This is a genomic window from Citrobacter sp. Cc139 (genome assembly GCF_030334645.1).
Classification (GTDB): Bacteria; Pseudomonadota; Gammaproteobacteria; order Enterobacterales; family Enterobacteriaceae; genus Citrobacter; species Citrobacter werkmanii.
In genome coordinates this window covers 30,334-48,345 of record NZ_JAOWDM010000058.1, presented here as the reverse complement: position 1 = coordinate 48,345, position 18,012 = coordinate 30,334, and the positions used below count along the sequence as shown (strand labels likewise).

15 protein-coding genes are annotated in these 18,012 nt (G+C 52.7%); 9 read left to right on the top strand and 6 right to left on the bottom strand.

Annotation, left to right across the window (positions count from 1 at the left end; genetic code table 11):
- The first annotated feature begins 16 nt into the window (after positions 1-16).
- Entirely contained in the window at positions 17-394 is a 378-nt protein-coding gene (locus tag OGV69_RS02555; RefSeq protein ID WP_061382562.1) for a carboxymuconolactone decarboxylase family protein, read from the top strand.
- 38 nt (positions 395-432) lie between these two features.
- Here OGV69_RS02555 and OGV69_RS02550 read toward each other — a convergent pair whose 3' ends face one another.
- A complete protein-coding gene (locus tag OGV69_RS02550) occupies positions 433-1,989 on the bottom strand; it encodes a bifunctional metallophosphatase/5'-nucleotidase (protein WP_069324855.1) in 1,557 nt (518 codons plus the stop codon).
- 133 nt (positions 1,990-2,122) lie between these two features.
- Here OGV69_RS02550 and OGV69_RS02545 point away from each other — a divergent pair, with 133 nt between their 5' ends.
- Positions 2,123-3,307, top strand: coding sequence for an IS1/IS1595 family N-terminal zinc-binding domain-containing protein (locus OGV69_RS02545; RefSeq protein WP_227409106.1), 1,185 nt, complete (start codon positions 2,123-2,125; stop codon positions 3,305-3,307).
- A 26-nt stretch (positions 3,308-3,333) separates the two neighbouring features.
- Here the strand turns inward: OGV69_RS02545 and metL are convergent, their stop codons facing one another.
- Positions 3,334-5,766 carry a bifunctional aspartate kinase/homoserine dehydrogenase II gene (gene metL, locus OGV69_RS02540; protein ID WP_069324857.1) on the bottom strand — a complete coding sequence of 811 codons (2,433 nt, stop codon included), beginning with the start codon at positions 5,764-5,766 and terminating at the stop codon, positions 3,334-3,336.
- Positions 5,767-5,768: 2 nt separating this feature from the next.
- Entirely contained in the window at positions 5,769-6,929 is a 1,161-nt protein-coding gene (gene metB / locus OGV69_RS02535; protein ID WP_069324858.1) for a cystathionine gamma-synthase, read from the bottom strand.
- Positions 6,930-7,194: 265 nt separating this feature from the next.
- Here metB and metJ point away from each other — a divergent pair, with 265 nt between their 5' ends.
- Positions 7,195-7,512: a met regulon transcriptional regulator MetJ gene (gene metJ, locus OGV69_RS02530; RefSeq protein ID WP_003825168.1), complete on the top strand. Its 318-nt coding sequence runs from the start codon at positions 7,195-7,197 to the stop codon at positions 7,510-7,512.
- A gap of 53 nt (positions 7,513-7,565) precedes the next feature.
- Here the strand turns inward: metJ and OGV69_RS02525 are convergent, their stop codons facing one another.
- The 3 genes from OGV69_RS02525 to rpmE all read right to left on the bottom strand — a co-directional run bounded on the left by OGV69_RS02525 (position 7,566) and on the right by rpmE (position 10,311).
- Positions 7,566-8,990 carry an MFS transporter gene (locus OGV69_RS02525; RefSeq protein ID WP_069324859.1) on the bottom strand — a complete coding sequence of 475 codons (1,425 nt, stop codon included), beginning with the start codon at positions 8,988-8,990 and terminating at the stop codon, positions 7,566-7,568.
- 89 nt (positions 8,991-9,079) lie between these two features.
- Complete coding sequence (locus tag OGV69_RS02520) at positions 9,080-9,760, bottom strand: oligogalacturonate-specific porin KdgM family protein (RefSeq protein WP_286469056.1); 681 nt, start codon at positions 9,758-9,760, stop codon at positions 9,080-9,082.
- A gap of 338 nt (positions 9,761-10,098) precedes the next feature.
- Positions 10,099-10,311, bottom strand: a complete 213-nt coding sequence (gene rpmE, locus OGV69_RS02515) for a 50S ribosomal protein L31 (RefSeq protein WP_038636025.1) — start codon at positions 10,309-10,311, stop codon at positions 10,099-10,101.
- Positions 10,312-10,568: 257 nt separating this feature from the next.
- On the opposite strand from rpmE, the gene priA reads away from it, so the two are divergent.
- The 6 genes from priA (at position 10,569) to menA (ending at position 17,975) form a co-directional block, all read left to right on the top strand.
- Positions 10,569-12,767, top strand: a complete 2,199-nt coding sequence (priA, locus tag OGV69_RS02510) for a primosomal protein N' (RefSeq protein WP_038636023.1) — start codon at positions 10,569-10,571, stop codon at positions 12,765-12,767.
- 154 nt (positions 12,768-12,921) lie between these two features.
- Positions 12,922-13,947: a DNA-binding transcriptional regulator CytR gene (cytR, locus tag OGV69_RS02505; protein ID WP_003028807.1), complete on the top strand. Its 1,026-nt coding sequence runs from the start codon at positions 12,922-12,924 to the stop codon at positions 13,945-13,947.
- A gap of 93 nt (positions 13,948-14,040) precedes the next feature.
- A complete protein-coding gene (ftsN, locus tag OGV69_RS02500; RefSeq protein ID WP_074458535.1) occupies positions 14,041-15,015 on the top strand; it encodes a cell division protein FtsN in 975 nt (324 codons plus the stop codon).
- A gap of 91 nt (positions 15,016-15,106) precedes the next feature.
- On the top strand, positions 15,107-15,637 hold the full coding sequence (hslV, locus tag OGV69_RS02495) for an ATP-dependent protease subunit HslV (protein ID WP_003028805.1): 531 nt from the start codon (positions 15,107-15,109) through the stop codon (positions 15,635-15,637).
- Positions 15,638-15,646: 9 nt separating this feature from the next.
- Positions 15,647-16,978 (top strand): ATP-dependent protease ATPase subunit HslU, encoded by a 1,332-nt coding sequence (gene hslU, locus OGV69_RS02490; protein WP_038636017.1) that lies wholly within the window; start codon positions 15,647-15,649, stop codon positions 16,976-16,978.
- A 67-nt stretch (positions 16,979-17,045) separates the two neighbouring features.
- Positions 17,046-17,975, top strand: coding sequence for a 1,4-dihydroxy-2-naphthoate polyprenyltransferase (menA, locus tag OGV69_RS02485; protein WP_038636012.1), 930 nt, complete (start codon positions 17,046-17,048; stop codon positions 17,973-17,975).
- Positions 17,976-18,012: the final 37 nt, after the last annotated feature.

Here is an 18,012-nt window from a genome sequence, read left to right as displayed (position 1 = left end):
AAATGAGGAAGAGATTATGCATTCAGAACGCTTTATTACCGGTCAGAAGATGCTGCAAAAAGTGGATGGTAAAGGGGGCGATGCGGTCATCGAAAGTCTGCAAGATATTGCGCCAGACTTCGCCCGCTACCTGCTTGAATTTCCTTTTGGCGACATCTATTCAAGACCGGGATTGGATTTACGCAGTAGAGAGATTGCTACCGTCGCGGCGTTAACGGCGCTGGGTAATGCCGCCCCGCAATTGAAGGTGCATATTGGCGCGGCATTACACGTTGGCTTAACACAGGATGAGATCGTCGAAGTGATTATGCAGATGGCCGTATACGCTGGCTTTCCGGCCGCGTTGAATGGTCTGTTCGCCGCGAAAGAGGTGTTTGCCTCCCACAGAGGCTAAAACAACAGGCCAGCGGCTTGTCTGCTGGCCTGAACGCGTTACTTTTTCACATCTTCCACACGCATGCCTTTCAGTTGCTCATCCGTCAGCGTATTTCCCGCTTTGAAATAATCAACGACGGCATTAGAGACATAGTAACCGCCGGATGTATTACGCGCTGTGCCTTCGGTGAATGCCGTAAAACCATCACCGCCGTCTGCCAGAAAACTATTGGTGGCAATGTGATAAATCACAGCGTCCTCAATTGGCTTGCCGTTTAGCGTCAATACGGTGACCCGCTGGCCAACCGGTTTGCTGCTGTCGTACTTCATCTCAAACCCTTTGGATACCTGTAGTACGCCGTTACTTAAACCCGCGCCATGCTCCATCAAACTACGCAGTTGCTTACCGGTAAGATCCATCGTAGACAGCTCGTTCGGGAACGGGAAGGTACTAATAACTGCGCCCATCGTAATCGCACCTGCCGGGATTTCATTACGAATGCCGCCTGAGTTGGTAAGCGCCAACTGGGTATCTTTACCCGCCGCAGCCAGTAATGCATCCGCCGCCAGATTCCCCAACGAGGAGGATTCCCCGTAAGCACGCGTCAGCTCAACCGGAGAGTTGGCAACCGTCTGTTGTACCACTTCATCAAGCTTCTTATTCCAGCCATCAATCACCTGTTTCGTCTGCGGATCGGGTTTCCACTCATCGGCGTAGATCGTCTTCAGCTCGAAATTCTTCACGGTAAATTGATGCGGTTTTTGCTGGTAATCCAACACCAGTTTACCGACATCAATACCGCCGCTGTCGGTGGAGAGAATTAAGGTATTACCGACTTTAATCGGCTCTGGCGTGCCCACATGCGCATGGCCGGTGATCAGGATATCCAGGCCATGCACCTGACCTGCAGTCTGGATATCTTTATCCAGCGCACGACGCACATCTGTACTTCCCTGGCTGGACTGACGCGCCGGCGTACCTTCGTGGATCAACGCCACCGTCAGATCGACCTTACCTTTTAATTCATCGATATAACGTTGCAGCCACTTCACCTCATCCCGCGCCTCAATGCCAACGCGCGTCGCAGCCGAAACCGTATCATCAAAAGCAAACACACCGTGCAGACCTATGACGCCAATCTTTACGCCATCTTTTTCAATAATGGTCCAGGGCTTATCCCAGAACATTTTGCTGCTGTTCTGGTAAAAGATATTGCCCTGCACAATGGGGAATTTCGCCTGGCTCAGTTGCAACAACGTATTATCCCAGCCGTGATCGAACTCATGATTACCCATAGTGACGGCGTCGAAATTCATCGTATTCATAATATCGATAATCGCCTTGCCCTTTGTCAGGCTGCTGATGTACGGCCCGGTGAAGTAATCACCCGCGTCAAAGAACCAGGTCGCGCTATTTTTCGCTTTTTCCTGCTTCACCATCGTCGTGATATTGGCCCAACCGCCAATATCGCGTGCGCCATTAGCAATCCACGGGACTTTATAAGGTTCGACGTGGGCATGGAGATCGTTGGTATAGATAATCGTGACGTCTTTCGCTGACGCCCATAACGGCAGCGATACCAGAACACCGACAGCAAGCATTTTTAACTTCATAATCAATCCCTTTCAGTCATATAAAGAATCGCTACGTTACGTTCTGAAAGGTTTTTTTATGTGAGAAGACTCACACCCATCGGTAATAGTTGCAGGGCAAAATCAACGACCATTAAAAATCGTTGGTAATGCGATGACTTCTCTGTTCACCATCAACTGCTGCAAGTCTTTTGGCTGCAAAAATCTGGGGCTGGCAAACTCCGTTGATTACAGCTGGCCCGATTACCGACTGGGCTACGCCGCCCTGCACTGCCGGGCATGCGGAAGTTATCCCCCGCTGTTTAACGCTGAACATTTCCGCGAGTGGTTGGCCGCCTGTTTTACACATTTTGCAATTAACAGCGGTCTTTTTTGCCCAAATTGCTATCAGCGGGAACTGATCCGTTATGGACATAACCCACAGGGAACCCAGCGCCTACAGTGCCGGAGCTGTAGAAAAGTCTGGACCCCCAGACAACCGCCATTGACGACTATTGATCCGCCAGAACAAATAGTGACGGTGCCACTGATCGTCCCTTTTCAGGGCGCAAGTGCAGATCAGAAACTGTATGTATTACTCAGTTTTGATGCTATTCGCGGCAATATTTTGCATATTTCCAGCAACTTCACTCCTCATTCTGTTGGCGAGTCATTAGTTTACCGCTGGCGCGGGATGGTCGAGGCCACAGTGAATCATGACGATGAGATCCAGCGTGTAAATCAGCGAGAAACGCAGTTTTTACGCCGCAGCCAGTTTGACGAAATTCAGTACGGCAGCGCGATGCTCAAACGTAACGCCAGCGGTGAGATTTTACGCCCGGTCATTACCGCGCATGGGCATTTCCGCGTCCTGAGCCATCTCTGGCCTACGATTAAAATGCACATCATCGCCCACGAATGCTTTCTGCGCGGCGCTGTGATTACCGCATGGGCGGAACAGTTTCGCGAAAATCACGCCTCGCTTTGGTTTGTGGATGAAGAAATGGGCGACGATCAACACACCAGGCCCTGGCAATTACTGGGTAAAAGTTATCAGGGATGGTTGCAAAACCAGTGGCAGATTTGGCAACAGGGCAACAGGCGTAAAATGGTGTGTCTGTTAACGGAGGGTCAGGTTGAAAAAGGGGCCTCGATAACCCTGAGGGCAAGTCATCATTTTATCGCCTGGCTACAGCAACAGCCGGAATTTCGGTATAGCGCCCGTTACTCAGCCCATGCGGTGTTTCAGACGATAAGGACGCTGACGGAGAAATACAACATCCTGATCACCCAGAGCGATTTGCCCGGTGGCGCTGCCGCTTCCCGGGCCTATGGTTCGTGTCATAGCCAGGCCGGATAAGCGTAAGCGCCATCCGGCAACGCAAACTACAGCAACTGCGCCAGGCGGTTGATATCCGACTGAATGGCTCCGGCGGTCACATCGCGGCCTGCGCCAGGTCCGCGGATCACCAGCGGGTTATCGCGATACCAGCGGCTTTCAATGGCGAACACATTATCGCACGGCAACAATGCCGCCAGCGGGTGCTCAGAACGTACCGCTTCAACACCCACACGTGCTTTACCGTTAGCGTCAAAACGCGCCACATAGCGCAGCACCAGCCCCATTTCACGCGCCGCTTCCAGACGCTGCACCATCTGCTCGTTCAGTTCATCGCCATTTTCAAAGAAATGGTCAATAGAGCCTTCTTCACAATGCGCAGGCACCAGCGACTCCACGCGAACCTGATCCGGCTCGATGTCGTAACCCGCTTCACGCGCCAGAATCACCAGCTTGCGCATCACATCCTTGCCGGAAAGATCCACCCGCGGGTCTGGTTCGGTCAGCCCCTGCTGCCACGCCTGATCCACCAGGTCGGTGAACGGCACCGTGCCATCAAATTGCAGGAACAACCACGACAACGTGCCAGAGAAGATCCCGCTGATCGACAGAATGGTATCTCCGCTATCAATCAGATCGCGCACGGTATGGTTGATCGGCAAACCAGCGCCCACGGTGGCGTTATACAGCCAGTGACGACCAGTTTTTTCAAACGCATCATGAATTTGGCGATACTTATTACTGCTGCTCGCACCCGCCAGTTTGTTAGCGCTGATAACATGGAAACCGTGACTGGCGAAATCCAGATATTGATCCGCCAACTGCTCGCTGGCGGTTACGTCCAGCACCACTAAATCATCATACGGGTGGGCGCGCATCCACAGGAACAATGACTCTTCATCCTGTTCCACTGCCTCATCATCAAAGAAGGCCAACGCGCGGCTGGCATCCAGCCCTTCATAATTCAGCAGACTACGGCGGCTATCGACCACGCCCGCCAGCACGAACTCTAATCCGGTACGCGCCGAGAGCGTACTTTGCTCACGGGCGAATAGCTCCAGCCAACGTGATCCAATATTCCCCTTCCCGAACAACACCAGGCCGATTCGTTTTTCCGCGCGGAAAATTGACTGATGCAGACCCTGAATCAGGCTCTCCGTCGGTCCGGTACGCAGTACGGCAACCAGGCTGATGCCCTCCTCCGACTGCCAGGTGAATTCGACCGGCTGACCTTTCAGTTGCTGCCAGAAGCGGTGGCAGTGCAGCGGGTTACGGGTGACGCCCGCCCCGACCATCGCCACCAGCGCCAACCCCTGGCGCAGACGCAGCTCGCCCGGCAATCCGGCCTCATCAAGAATTCTCAACGCGCCGTCAGCGACTTCGGAGGTATAGCAAAATTGCAGCAGTTGGCGATCGGGATGCACACCGACCGCCAGCGGACGCACCTGGGTGCGTTTTAAAATCTGATCGACCTCTTTATGGGCCAGCTTAAAGTCCTGACCGGTGGGAACCTGAAACTCAATCAGGCAGACGTCGTCATGACTGGTCACGATACGCGCCCCGGTCCCGGAAGCCAGCACGCGTTCAATACGCGTTGAGCCTTGCTCAGGCGTATAGCTACAACGCAGTTGGAGATCAATATCACTGCCGGAAACCGGCTGTAAGGTACGGGCATGGAGAACCGGAGCCGCCAGACGCGCCAGTTCGCTGGCTTCATCCAGACGCAGCAGCGGTAGCAAGCAGGCATCTTTTACTTTACGCGGATCCGCGCTGTAAACCCCGGCGACATCACTCCAGATGGTTACGCGGGAAACCCCGGCCAGCGCGCCAACCTGCGTCGCCGAGTAGTCAGAACCATTACGCCCCAGCAGTACCGTTTCACCGGCGTTGTTACGGCTAATAAAGCCGGTAACGACCAGGCGTTTACCCGGATGTTGCGCCAGAAGTTGCTGCAACAATGGGTAGGAGAGACCTTCATCCACCTGCGGCTGAGCGCTACGCTCCGCACGTAAAAAATCGCGCGCATCCAGCCAGGCCGATTCCAGACCTTGTTGGTTAAGGACAGCGGACATCAAACGCGCCGACCATACCTCACCGTGTCCGACGACTTCAGCATAAACGGCATCGTTCACGCCGCTGTCGAGTAATCCGGCCAGACGCTCCAGGTCGTGAATAAACGCACCGATCAGGCCGTCGGCCACTTCTGGTGGTAACAAACCGCTAATCAGCTCGCTCTGATAGCGACGTAACGCCTGCTGAACCTGATGCGCAGAAAGACGATCGGTCTGGCTTAACTTCAGCCAGCTAATCAACTGGTTAGTGGTACTGCCTGCGGCTGAAACAACCATCATGTCATCAGGCTGCGAGTATTCCGCCATAATGCCTGCGACACGCAGATAACATTTCACATCAGCCAGACTACTACCACCAAATTTGTGCAGTTGACGACCCTTCGCCCCTGCCTGCGCAATCACACTCATGTTTACCCCTTGTTTGCAGCCCGGAAGCCATTTTCCAGGTCGGCAATTAAATCTTCGCCATCTTCAATACCGGTGGAGATACGCAGCAGCGTTTCCGAAATCCCTGCCGCCGCGCGCGCTTCTGGCGCCATTCCCGCGTGTGTCATGGTTGCGGCGTGGGAGATCAGACTTTCAACGCCTCCTAACGATTCCGCCAGCGTAAACAATGACAGCCCGCCAAGGAAGCGACGCAGCGTTTGCTCATCGCCATCCAGTTCAAAACTCAGCATCGCGCCAAAGCCTTTTTGCTGACGCACGGCAATCTCATGCCCTTGATTATTCGGCAATGATGGGTGATACAATTTTTTCACCAGCGGCTGCGTTTGCAGATAATCAACAATCGCCTGAGCATTACGTTGCGCCACCTCCATACGCGGTGACAGAGTACGCAGGCCGCGCAACAGCAGATAACTATCAAACGCGCCGCCGGTCACGCCAATATTATTCGCCCACCACGCCAGTTCAGTGACCGTTTCCGGATCTTTCGCTATCACCACACCAGCCACCACGTCTGAGTGACCGTTTAAATATTTCGTGCATGAATGCAACACCAGATCGGCGCCCAATGCCAGTGGATTTTGCAGTGCCGGGCTTAAAAAAGTGTTGTCTACCACGCTGACTGCACCAGCTTCACGCGCCAATTGACAGATTTTCGCAATATCCACCACGCGTAGTAGCGGGTTGCTTGGGCTTTCTACCAGCACCAGCTTCGGTTTTTCCGCCAGCGCCGCCTGCAACGCCCGCTCATCACCTTGATCAACAAACAGTACGCGATAACAGCCTCGCTTTGCCAGACTGTCAAACAGGCGATAGCTGCCGCCGTAACAGTCGTGCGGCGCGACCAGCAGATCGCCAGGTTTCAGGAATACCGTCGTCACCAGATGAATCGCCGACATGCCGGTATTGGTTAGTACCGCACCCGCGCCACCTTCCAGTTCTGCCAACGCGCGCTGAACCACATCGCGCGTCGGGTTACCGCGGCGTGAATAGTCATGGGCGCGAGGCTCATTAAAACCGGTAAAGTTATAGGTACTGGAGAGGTGAATCGGCGGGACAACGCAACCGTACTGTTCGTCGTCATTTAATCCGCTACGCACTGCGATGGTGGCCTGTTTACGCGTCATAGAGAGGAGATCCTGGCTGAGTCGGTGAAAAGTCAGGCACCAGATTAATCATAGTTACGATAGCCGTCAATACATCTGGACATCTAAACTTCTTTGCGTATAGATTGAGCAAACCGCAAATAGCCGTTAAAATTATATGCATTAGCGTACATCCGCGTCGGCTTACTTCGTGTCAGGGCCGCGCCACTACGATAAACTACGCGCAATTATGGTCCGGGCTCAGGTTCTGGCCTCAATATTAATGACGAAGAGGATTAGGTATCTCATGGCTGAATGGAGCGGCGAATATATCAGCCCATACGCTGAGCACGGTAAGAAGAGTGAGCAAGTAAAAAAAATTACGGTTTCCATTCCTCTGAAGGTGTTAAAAATCCTTACCGATGAACGCACGCGTCGTCAGGTGAACAACCTGCGCCACGCCACCAACAGCGAACTGCTGTGTGAAGCGTTTCTGCATGCTTTTACCGGGCAACCACTACCCAACGATGACGACCTGCGTAAAGAACGCAGTGATGAAATCCCGGAAGAAGCAAAGGTAATCATGCGTGAACTGGGTATCAACCCGGAAACGTGGGAATACTGATCGTTAGAGAAAGATGAAAGAAGGCGGGATTGCTCCCGCCATCTTTCACAACGTTACTTACTAATACCATTGAGTTTATTCAATGTTTCTTCCATTTTGAGCGTTTCTTTACGGTTCAATGGATAGCAATAAATCAGAATGACCGCCGCCAAAAACAGGCACAAAGCCGGCAAGAGATTCGCCATCGTATAAATATTTTCCTGCACGATGCTGGTTTGTACAGCCCCACCCGTTGAGGAAGATTGATAACCAATGATGGCCAGCATAAAGCCGCCAATAGCTCCGGCGCACGCCTGACCAACCTTGCGGGCGAAGAAGTTCACGCCATAAACGGTACCATCCTCACGATCGCCAGTGACATACTGGTGATAATCACAAACATCGGTCATAAACGCCCATATCATCAGGTTGAATAACCCCGCCCCCAGTGTCGCCAGAAACAGGAAAACCAAATAGACTTTCGCGTCGGTAATGTGGACGAAGTACATAATCAGATACATCGCTACCGCAAAGAGCAACGCGCCTACACTTGCTTCTTTTTTACCAAACCGCTTCGTGAGCCAGGATGCCGATGGCGCCAGCAAAACCAGAGAACCAAAGGTAAACAGCAATGCAACGGACATGGCCTCTTTGTTATGGAAATAGTCATTAAACAGGTAGGTCATATTGGTCCCGGACAACCCCTGATTAATCACAATCAGCAGATCCACCACAACCAAAACAATCAGCGCCTTATTACGTAATAGCCCCTTCAGCAGTACCGACACGGGCATGCTCTCTTTTCTCTCCACACGCACACGTTCTGTCGTTAACTGACAGGTCAGGGTTAAAAAGAGAAAACCCAGTACTGCGCAACCCATGGCGATCCAGAAGAAATGCTGCCCGGAAATCACCTGGCTTCCGTCCACCAGGGTGGTGTACATCAGAATGGGAATAAAAAAGCCGGTTGCCCCACCGCCGATGGCAGACCCAACGCTGCGCCAGGTTGAGAGCGAAACACGATCTTCCGGGTTCGAGCTAATCGCCGCAGACATGGCGCCATACGGGATACTGACCGTCGATAACAACGAACCGTAGATAAAATAGGAGCAGCAGATGTAGATAATTTTCGCCGTATAAGAGAAATCATTCACAAATGGCAGGAACAGGACGACCGCAATGATGCAAAACGGATATTTCATACGGCGCACCCACGGGTTAAACCGTCCATGTACCGTTAGTTTAGAGGTATCACATAAGCGCCCTACGCCAACATCGACAAACGCATCAAAGAGTTTGGTCACAAAATAGAGCGAGCCAACAATAATCCCGGAAATACCGAGTACGTTGGTGTAATAAATCATTAAAAAACTGTTCACCAGTCCAAGAATAAAACAGGTTCCGAGGTCGCCACACAAATAACCAAATTTATCTCTTAATCCGAAAGGCCTGACAGCAATACTTTGATTACTTCCGATTATAGTTCCATCATTAGACATGATATCAACTCCTTAGACTCATTATTCACGCAAACTATATGGATATACCGATGCTCAGCGTAATAAACCGCTATGAAGAGTATTAACGGTCAGAAGTTATAACCGAGACCGACACGATAACGAGTCTGGCGATCGTCTGTGGTGGTGGTGTTATAACCGGAGGAAACGTTACCCACCTCAACAAATGGAATCCAGGAACCTATTTTATAAGCTACACGGAAGTTATATTCATAATCGTCTTTTCGGTTGTTATATAAATCTTCGCTATCGGCAATTTTATAAATACCGTTCAGCTCAAACATCCAGTCATGAATGTTATAACCGAGCCATGCTTCCGGACGATAGACCATGCGATCATCCTTGCCGTCAGTGCTTCTGCGCATGTACTCCTGACGATAGCGGAACGCAGTCCACCAGCTGTCATTGATATTGTACTGTACGCGGATATAAGGTTTATAAATCGTGATGTTATCGCCCGTTTCGATCGCAATACCCGGCTGCCAGATAAGATCCCGCCAGGTAAACTGGTAGCTTGCAGTATACTTGTTGCCATTACTTTCCATATTATTCCACGCATCATTAGATTGCGTATCTTCGGAACGTGAAATGGCTTCAACGGCTACACCAAAACCAGTCGCAAAACGATGAGACATATAAACACGATCGTAATTGCGCCCATCGTCATAATATTCATGACGATAATCAACATAACCCGCTTGCGCGGTCACAGAGAATAATGGAATCAGTAATAACGCAGATTTAAATTTCATGACCATCCCTCTTCACACTAAATCAAGGAAATTATCCATCTCGTTCCGTCCATTAATGGGAAACGATGAAAGATTAAGAATAATTTTATATTTCCACGAAAGTGTATTTTAGAAAGAAAGCAGAAACCTTTGGTATTTTGCCAACAATTGGCATGAGTGGCAAAAATCAGAAGATAAAAAGGATGCAGATCACCAGCAGAAACATTTTACCTAAAAAATAAAAACGCTGTTTTATTTATTAAATAAAAGACACTATTCAACACATCAATATAAATTTCATTCTTCAGGCGCAGAAACAAAAAAAGCGCCGAAAGGCGCTTTTTTCTGACAGCTGAAACTTATTTGCTGCCTGGGATGTTGAAACGCTTGTTGAAGCGATCAACGCGGCCACCGGTAGCAACATCACGCTGCTTGCCAGTATAGAACGGGTGGCACTTGCTGCACACGTCGAGGTTCAGATCGTGACCGACGGTGGAGCGGATTTTAATGACGTTACCGCAAGAGCAGTTTGCAGTAATTTCTTCGTATTTCGGGTGAATATCTTTTTTCATGGGAAAACCTCAGTTTAAGGCCGCGTCGCTCTTCCAGCCCTAACGCCAGACACCACGCGATGTTAATTATTCCCCGTCACCTTTCACACTGCATCAACAGCTTGAAATTCTCGGGTAATGGTCATTGTTTGACGCAATCAATTTGCATCAAAGGCGGCGAATCATACAGAAATTAACCTGCTCATGCAAACTGATCCGCATTCTACCCTTCACTAATGTGTATACTAACCCGCCAGATTTCAAGTCAGGATGATTCAATGCCCGTTGCGCACGTTGCCTTACCCGTTCCGCTACCTCGCACCTTTGACTACCTTCTGCCGGAAGGCATGAGCGCCAAAGCCGGGTGTCGTGTACGCGTGCCTTTTGGCAAGCAGCAGGAGCGCGTGGGCATCGTCCTTTCCGTTAGCGAGCACAGCGAACTGCCGCTCAACGAATTGAAAGCCGTTCTCGAAGTGCTGGACAGTGAGCCAGTCTATTCGACCTCCGTCTGGCGTCTGCTGTTGTGGGCAGCTGACTATTATCATCATCCTATTGGCGACGTGCTGTTTCATGCCCTGCCGATTCTGTTACGCCAGGGACGCCCAGCTGCCAACGCGCCCATGTGGTACTGGTTTGCCACTGAAGAGGGCCAGGTTATTGATCTCAACGGCCTGAAACGCTCTCCCAAGCAGCAGCAGGCGCTGGCAGCATTACGCCAGGGAAAAATCTGGCGCGACCAGGTGGCAGAGCTGGAATTTAATGACGCCGCCTTGCAGGCGCTACGTAAAAAAGGCCTGTGCGATCTGGCAAGCGAAACACCAGACTTTAGCGACTGGCGTACACACTACGCGGTTTCCGGTGAGCGTCTGCGGCTGAATACCGAACAGGCTACCGCCGTCGGGGCGATCCACAGCGCCTCGGACAGTTTTAGCGCCTGGCTATTAGCGGGCGTGACGGGATCGGGTAAAACAGAGGTCTATTTAAGCGTACTGGAAAATGTGCTCGCCCAGGGCAAACAGGCGCTGGTGATGGTGCCGGAGATTGGCCTGACGCCGCAAACTATTGCCCGGTTTCGCGAGCGCTTCAATGCGCCGGTCGAAGTCCTGCACTCGGGTTTAAATGACAGCGAACGTCTTTCGGCATGGCTGAAGGCGAAAAATGGCGAAGCGGCGATTGTCATCGGCACGCGCTCGTCGCTATTTACACCGTTTAAAAATCTGGGCGTGATTGTCATCGACGAAGAGCACGACAGCTCTTATAAACAGCAGGAAGGCTGGCGCTATCATGCGCGCGACCTCGCGGTTTATCGTGCCCATAGCGAACAAATTCCCATTATTCTCGGCTCAGCCACCCCAGCGCTGGAAACGCTGTGCAACGTGCGGCAGAAAAAATACCGCATGCTGCGCCTGACGCGCCGCGCCGGAAATGCGCGCCCAGCCACTCAGCACGTGCTGGATCTGAAAGGTCAGCAGGTACAGGCCGGACTCGCCCCTGCGCTTATCGCCCGTATGCGTCAGCACCTGCAGGCGGATAACCAGGTGATCCTGTTTTTAAACCGCCGGGGTTTTGCTCCTGCCCTGCTGTGCCACGACTGTGGCTGGATTGCTGAATGCCCGCGCTGCGATCACTACTACACGCTGCATCAGGCGCAGCACCATCTGCGCTGCCACCACTGCGACAGTCAGCGTCCGATACCGCGTCAGTGCCCTTCCTGCGGCTCAACGCATATGGTTCCGGTAGGACTCGGCACCGAACAGCTTGAGCAGGTTCTGGCGCCTTTTTTCCCCGGCGTGCCCATCTCACGCATCGATCGCGACACGACCAGCCGTAAAGGGTCGCTGGAGCAGCATCTGGCGGAAGTGCATCGCGGCGGCGCGCGAATCCTGATCGGCACACAAATGCTGGCGAAAGGCCACCATTTCCCGGACGTCACTCTGGTGGCGCTACTGGACGTTGACGGCGCGCTGTTCTCCGCAGATTTCCGGTCGGCAGAACGCTTCGCCCAGCTCTACACGCAGGTTTCCGGGCGTGCCGGTCGCGCCGGGAAACAGGGTGAAGTGGTGCTGCAAACGCACCACCCTGAACATCCGCTACTGCAAACCTTACTGTATAAAGGTTATGACGCTTTTGCCGAGCAGGCGCTGGCCGAGCGACAAACGCTCCAGCTTCCCCCATGGACCAGCCATGTGATCGTGCGGGCAGAAGATCACAACAACCAGCATGCGCCGATGTTCTTGCAGCAGTTACGAAATCTGATTCAGGCCAGTCCGCTGGCCGATGAAAAACTGTGGGTGTTAGGCCCGGTTCCCGCCCTGGCGCCCAAACGTGGCGGTCGCTATCGCTGGCAAATTTTGTTGCAGCACCCATCGCGAATTCGCCTGCAGCATATCGTCAGCGGCACACTGGCGCTGATCAATACGTTACCCGATGCGCGTAAAGTTAAATGGGTGCTGGATGTCGATCCCATCGAGGGATAATCCCTCACGATGCGAGGCGGATCGTAAAATTAAAGATCCATCACACTTTTTATGAAAATTCTGTAACCGCTTCCATTCACTATCTGATAAAAATGTTTCAGATGAAGGTTATCCAGGGACGAGTCTGTGCCAGCCGCCCTGGCGAGGAGAAAGAGTGAAACCGAATAAGCAGGTTGCCGCCGCTACGATGAAAGATGTTGCCCTGAAGGCGAAAGTCTCAACGGCAACCGTATCCCGCGCATTAATGAATCCAGACAAAGTTTCGCAGTCAACCCGTAACAAGGTTGAGCAGGCAGCTCTGGAAGTGGGATATCTACCTCAATCGATGGGACGCAACGTAAAGCGTAATGAGTCACGTACCATTCTGGTGATTGTGCCTGATATCTGCGATCCGTTTTTTAGCGAAGTCATTCGTGGCATAGAAGTCACCGCCGCAGAACAGGGATATCTGGTGCTTATCGGCGATTGCGCGCACCAGAATCAGCAGGAAAAGACCTTTCTTAACCTCATTATCACCAAGCAGATCGATGGCATGGTCCTGCTCAGCTCGCGCCTGCCGTTTGATGCCAGCGTTGAAGAGCAGCGTAATTTACCGCCGATGGTTATGTCCAACGAGTTCGCGCCAGAGCTGGAACTCCCCACCGTGCACATTGATAACCTCACCGCCGCCTTCAACGCGATGAATTATCTGCTGGAGTTGGGACATAAACGCATTGGCTGTATCGCCGGACCAGAGGATATGCCGCTGTGCCATTACCGTCTGCAAGGTTACGTTCAGGCACTGCGCCGCAGCGGAATTACGGTCGATCCGCATTTCATCGCGCGCGGAGACTTTACCTATGAAGCGGGAGCTAATGCGCTTAAACAGCTCCTGGCGCTACCACAGCCGCCTACCGCAGTCTTCTGCCACAGCGATGTCATGGCGCTTGGCGCCCTCTCTTACGCCAAACGTCAGGGCCTGAAAGTACCCGACGATTTATCGATCATTGGCTTCGATAACATTTCGCTCGCGGAATTTTGTGATCCACCCCTGACAACCGTCGCACAGCCGCGTTTCGATATCGGACGCGAAGCTATGCTGTTACTGCTCGATCAATTACAAGGGCAGAACGTCAGCAGTGGCTCACGTTTACTGGACTGCGAGCTTATTATTCGGGGTACAACCCGGGCACTGACGTAAAGTAAAGTGCTTTCGGACTCCCCTGTCTGGTCAAAGGCCCGCCGCTTAAGTAACATGGCGGGCTGACGAACGAATAAATACAGCGAAACGATAGTGGCACAACGAGATTATGTACGTCGCGGCCAACCGGCACCTTCGCGGCGCAAAAAGAGCACATCACGGAAAAAACAACGCAATACGCCTGCGGTATCGCCCGCTATGGTTGCTATTGCTGCAGCCGTACTCGTGACCTTTATCGGTGGTCTGTACTTCATTACGCATCACAAGAAAGAAGAGTCCGAAACGCTGCAAAACCAGAAAGTCACCGGGAATGGCATTCCACCAAAACCGGAAGAGCGCTGGCGATACATCAAAGAGCTGGAAAGCCGTCAGCCTGGCGTACGCGCGCCTACCGAACCGTCTGCCGGCGGCGAGGTGCTGAACGCCGACCAGTTAACCAATGAGCAGCGCCAGTTGTTAGCGCAAATGCAGGCTGATATGCGTCAACAGCCAACGCAGCTCAACGAAGTACCATGGAACGAACAAACGCCTGAGCAACGCCAGCAAACGCTGCAGCGTCAGCGTCAGGTGCAACAGCAGCAGTGGAACACTACGCAGCAGCAGGCTCAACAGCCACGCCAACGGGCAACGGAACAGCCGTACCAGCAGCCGCAAACGCGTACGGCGCAAACCGCACCGGTACAACAGCCGAAACCGCAGCCAAAACCGGCGGCGCAACAGCCGTATCAGGATCTGCTGCAAACGCCTGCGCATACCACCGCCGCTCAGCCGAAAACGCAACCGGCCGCGCCAATAACGAATGAAACGCAGCCGCCAAAACAGACGGCGGAGAAAAAAGATGAACGCCGCTGGATGGTTCAGTGCGGGTCATTTAAAGGCGCTGAGCAGGCAGAAACCGTGCGCGCACAGCTGGCCTTTGAAGGGTTCAACTCGCGAATTACCACTAATAACGGCTGGAATCGCGTGGTTATTGGTCCGCTCAAAGGCAAAGAGAATGCCGACAACACCATCAGCCGCCTGAAGGTTGCTGGTCACACAAACTGCATTCGACTCGCTACTGGGGGTTGAAACCCCCAAAATCCCCCCCATCTATACATGCATTACGCCCCGCATCCTGTGCGGGGCCTGTATTCTGCATTTGTAACCAAGGGGTCTGCTCGTGACAACAATAGTAAGCGTACGCCGTAACGGCCATGTGGTAATCGCCGGTGATGGTCAGGCCACACTGGGTAACACCGTAATGAAAGGCAACGTGAAGAAAGTCCGCCGTCTGTATAACGACAAAGTCATTGCGGGCTTTGCGGGCGGTACTGCGGATGCATTCACGCTGTTTGAACTGTTCGAACGCAAGCTGGAAATGCACCAGGGTCACCTGGTGAAAGCGGCAGTTGAACTGGCAAAAGACTGGCGTACCGACCGTATGCTGCGCAAACTCGAAGCGCTGCTGGCCGTCGCAGATGAAACGGCATCACTCATCATCACCGGTAACGGCGACGTCATCCAGCCAGAAAACGATCTGATTGCCATCGGCTCCGGCGGTCCCTACGCCCAGGCTGCTGCACGCGCTCTGCTGGAAAACACCGAGCTTGGCGCGCGCGAGATTGCTGAGAAAGCGTTGGATATTGCAGGGGATATCTGCATTTATACCAACCACTTCCATACCATCGAAGAATTGAACTCCAAAGCGTAAGGATCCCCCATGTCTGAAATGACCCCACGCGAAATTGTCAGCGAACTGAACAAACACATCATCGGCCAGGATAACGCTAAGCGTTCCGTGGCGATTGCCCTGCGTAACCGCTGGCGCCGTATGCAGCTCAACGAAGAGCTGCGCCATGAAGTGACGCCGAAAAATATTCTGATGATTGGCCCGACCGGCGTCGGTAAAACCGAAATCGCCCGTCGCCTGGCAAAACTGGCCAACGCGCCGTTCATCAAGGTTGAAGCAACCAAATTCACCGAAGTTGGCTATGTTGGTAAGGAAGTTGACTCGATCATACGCGATCTGACCGACGCTGCCATTAAGATGGTTCGCGTTCAGGCCATCGAGAAAAACCGCTTCCGCGCTGAAGAGATGGCGGAAGAGCGCATTCTCGACGTGCTGATCCCACCAGCTAAAAATAACTGGGGACAGTCTGAGCAGCCGCAGGAACCTTCTGCCGCACGTCAGGCGTTCCGTAAAAAACTGCGCGAAGGCCAGCTCGACGATAAAGAGATCGAAATCGATCTCGCTGCCGCACCGATGGGCGTTGAAATCATGGCGCCTCCGGGCATGGAAGAGATGACCAGCCAGTTGCAGTCCATGTTCCAGAACCTGGGCGGTCAGAAGCAAAAACCGCGTAAGCTGAAAATCAAAGACGCGATGAAGCTGCTGATTGAAGAAGAAGCGGCTAAACTGGTGAACCCGGAAGAGCTGAAACAGGAAGCTATCGACGCCGTTGAGCAGCACGGGATCGTGTTTATCGACGAAATCGACAAAATCTGTAAGCGCGGCGAATCCTCTGGTCCGGACGTGTCCCGTGAAGGCGTACAGCGCGACCTGCTGCCGCTGGTTGAAGGCTGCACAGTCTCCACCAAGCACGGCATGGTGAAAACCGATCACATTCTGTTTATCGCTTCTGGCGCATTCCAGGTCGCGAAACCGTCGGACCTGATCCCGGAACTGCAGGGTCGTCTACCGATTCGCGTTGAACTACAGGCTCTGACCACCAGCGATTTTGAGCGTATCCTGACCGAACCGAATGCCTCCATCACCGTTCAGTACAAAGCGCTGATGGCGACCGAAGGTGTGGACATTAACTTCACCGAATCGGGCATTAAACGCATTGCCGAAGCAGCATGGCAGGTTAACGAAACCACCGAAAACATCGGTGCGCGTCGTCTGCACACCGTTCTGGAACGTCTGATGGAAGATATTTCCTATGATGCGAGCGATTTGAACGGCCAAAGCATCACAATTGATGCCGATTATGTGAGCAAACATCTGGATGCGCTGGTCGCAGATGAAGATCTGAGCCGTTTTATCCTATAATCGCGTTCAATGCATTTTCATCACTGTTGATGGGGCTGATAAAGCCCCATTTTTATTGGCGCTAAATATGACTGAACAACAACAAATTAGCCGCTCACAAGCCTGGCTGGAAAGTTTACGACCTAAGACCTTACCGCTCGCCTTCGCGGCGATCATCGTCGGTACGGCATTAGCATGGTGGCAAGGATACTTCGATCCGCTGGTTGCTCTGCTGGCATTGATTACGGCGGGACTGCTGCAAATTCTGTCCAATCTCGCTAACGACTATGGCGATGCCGTCAAAGGCAGCGACAAGCCCGATCGCATTGGACCGCTGCGCGGGATGCAAAAAGGGGTTATCACCCAAGAGCAGATGAAGCGCGCGCTGATCGTCACCGTAGTGTTGATCTGTCTGTCTGGTCTGGCCCTGGTTGCCGTGGCCTGTCACACGCTGGCGGATTTTGTCGGTTTCCTGGTGCTCGGGGGCCTGTCGATTATCGCCGCGATCACTTACACCGTGGGTAATCGCCCTTACGGATATATCGGTCTGGGCGATATTTCCGTGCTGGTATTCTTCGGCTGGCTCAGCGTGATGGGAAGCTGGTATTTACAGGCCCATACGCTGATTCCGGCGCTGATTCTGCCTGCCACCGCCTGCGGCCTGCTGGCAACCGCTGTGCTCAACGTCAACAATCTGCGCGATATCAACAGCGACAGAGAGAATGGCAAGAACACGCTGGTCGTGCGTTTAGGCGCCGTGAATGCCCGCCGCTACCATGCCTGCCTGCTGATGGGTACGCTGGTCTGTCTGGCGCTGTTTAACCTGTTCTCGCTGCAAAGCCTGTGGGGATGGCTGTTTATTCTCGCCGCTCCGCTGCTTTTCAAACAGGCGCGTTACGTGATGCGTGAGATGAACCCTGAGGCAATGCGCCCGATGCTGGAACGCACCGTAAAAGCGGCACTATTAACTAACCTGCTGTTTGTCGTTGGAATTTTCTTAAGTCAGTGGTCTCTTTAACTGACAAATATCAATTAACAATTGATGATTTTGCCAA

Excerpts from the sequence above, each read along its gene's own strand:
- OGV69_RS02555 (WP_061382562.1), top strand. The coding sequence starts at position 17 with ATGCATTCAGAACGCTTTATTACCGGTCAGAAGATGCTGCAAAAAGTG.
- OGV69_RS02550 (WP_069324855.1), bottom strand. The coding sequence starts at position 1,989 with ATGAAGTTAAAAATGCTTGCTGTCGGTGTTCTGGTATCGCTGCCGTTA.
- OGV69_RS02545 (WP_227409106.1), top strand. The coding sequence starts at position 2,123 with ATGACTTCTCTGTTCACCATCAACTGCTGCAAGTCTTTTGGCTGCAAA.
- metL (WP_069324857.1), bottom strand. The coding sequence starts at position 5,766 with ATGAGTGTGATTGCGCAGGCAGGGGCGAAGGGTCGTCAACTGCACAAA.
- metB (WP_069324858.1), bottom strand. The coding sequence starts at position 6,929 with ATGACGCGTAAACAGGCCACCATCGCAGTGCGTAGCGGATTAAATGAC.
- metJ (WP_003825168.1), top strand. The coding sequence starts at position 7,195 with ATGGCTGAATGGAGCGGCGAATATATCAGCCCATACGCTGAGCACGGT.
- OGV69_RS02525 (WP_069324859.1), bottom strand. The coding sequence starts at position 8,990 with ATGTCTAATGATGGAACTATAATCGGAAGTAATCAAAGTATTGCTGTC.
- OGV69_RS02520 (WP_286469056.1), bottom strand. The coding sequence starts at position 9,760 with ATGAAATTTAAATCTGCGTTATTACTGATTCCATTATTCTCTGTGACC.
- rpmE (WP_038636025.1), bottom strand. The coding sequence starts at position 10,311 with ATGAAAAAAGATATTCACCCGAAATACGAAGAAATTACTGCAAACTGC.
- priA (WP_038636023.1), top strand. The coding sequence starts at position 10,569 with ATGCCCGTTGCGCACGTTGCCTTACCCGTTCCGCTACCTCGCACCTTT.
- hslU (WP_038636017.1), top strand. The coding sequence starts at position 15,647 with ATGTCTGAAATGACCCCACGCGAAATTGTCAGCGAACTGAACAAACAC.
- menA (WP_038636012.1), top strand. The coding sequence starts at position 17,046 with ATGACTGAACAACAACAAATTAGCCGCTCACAAGCCTGGCTGGAAAGT.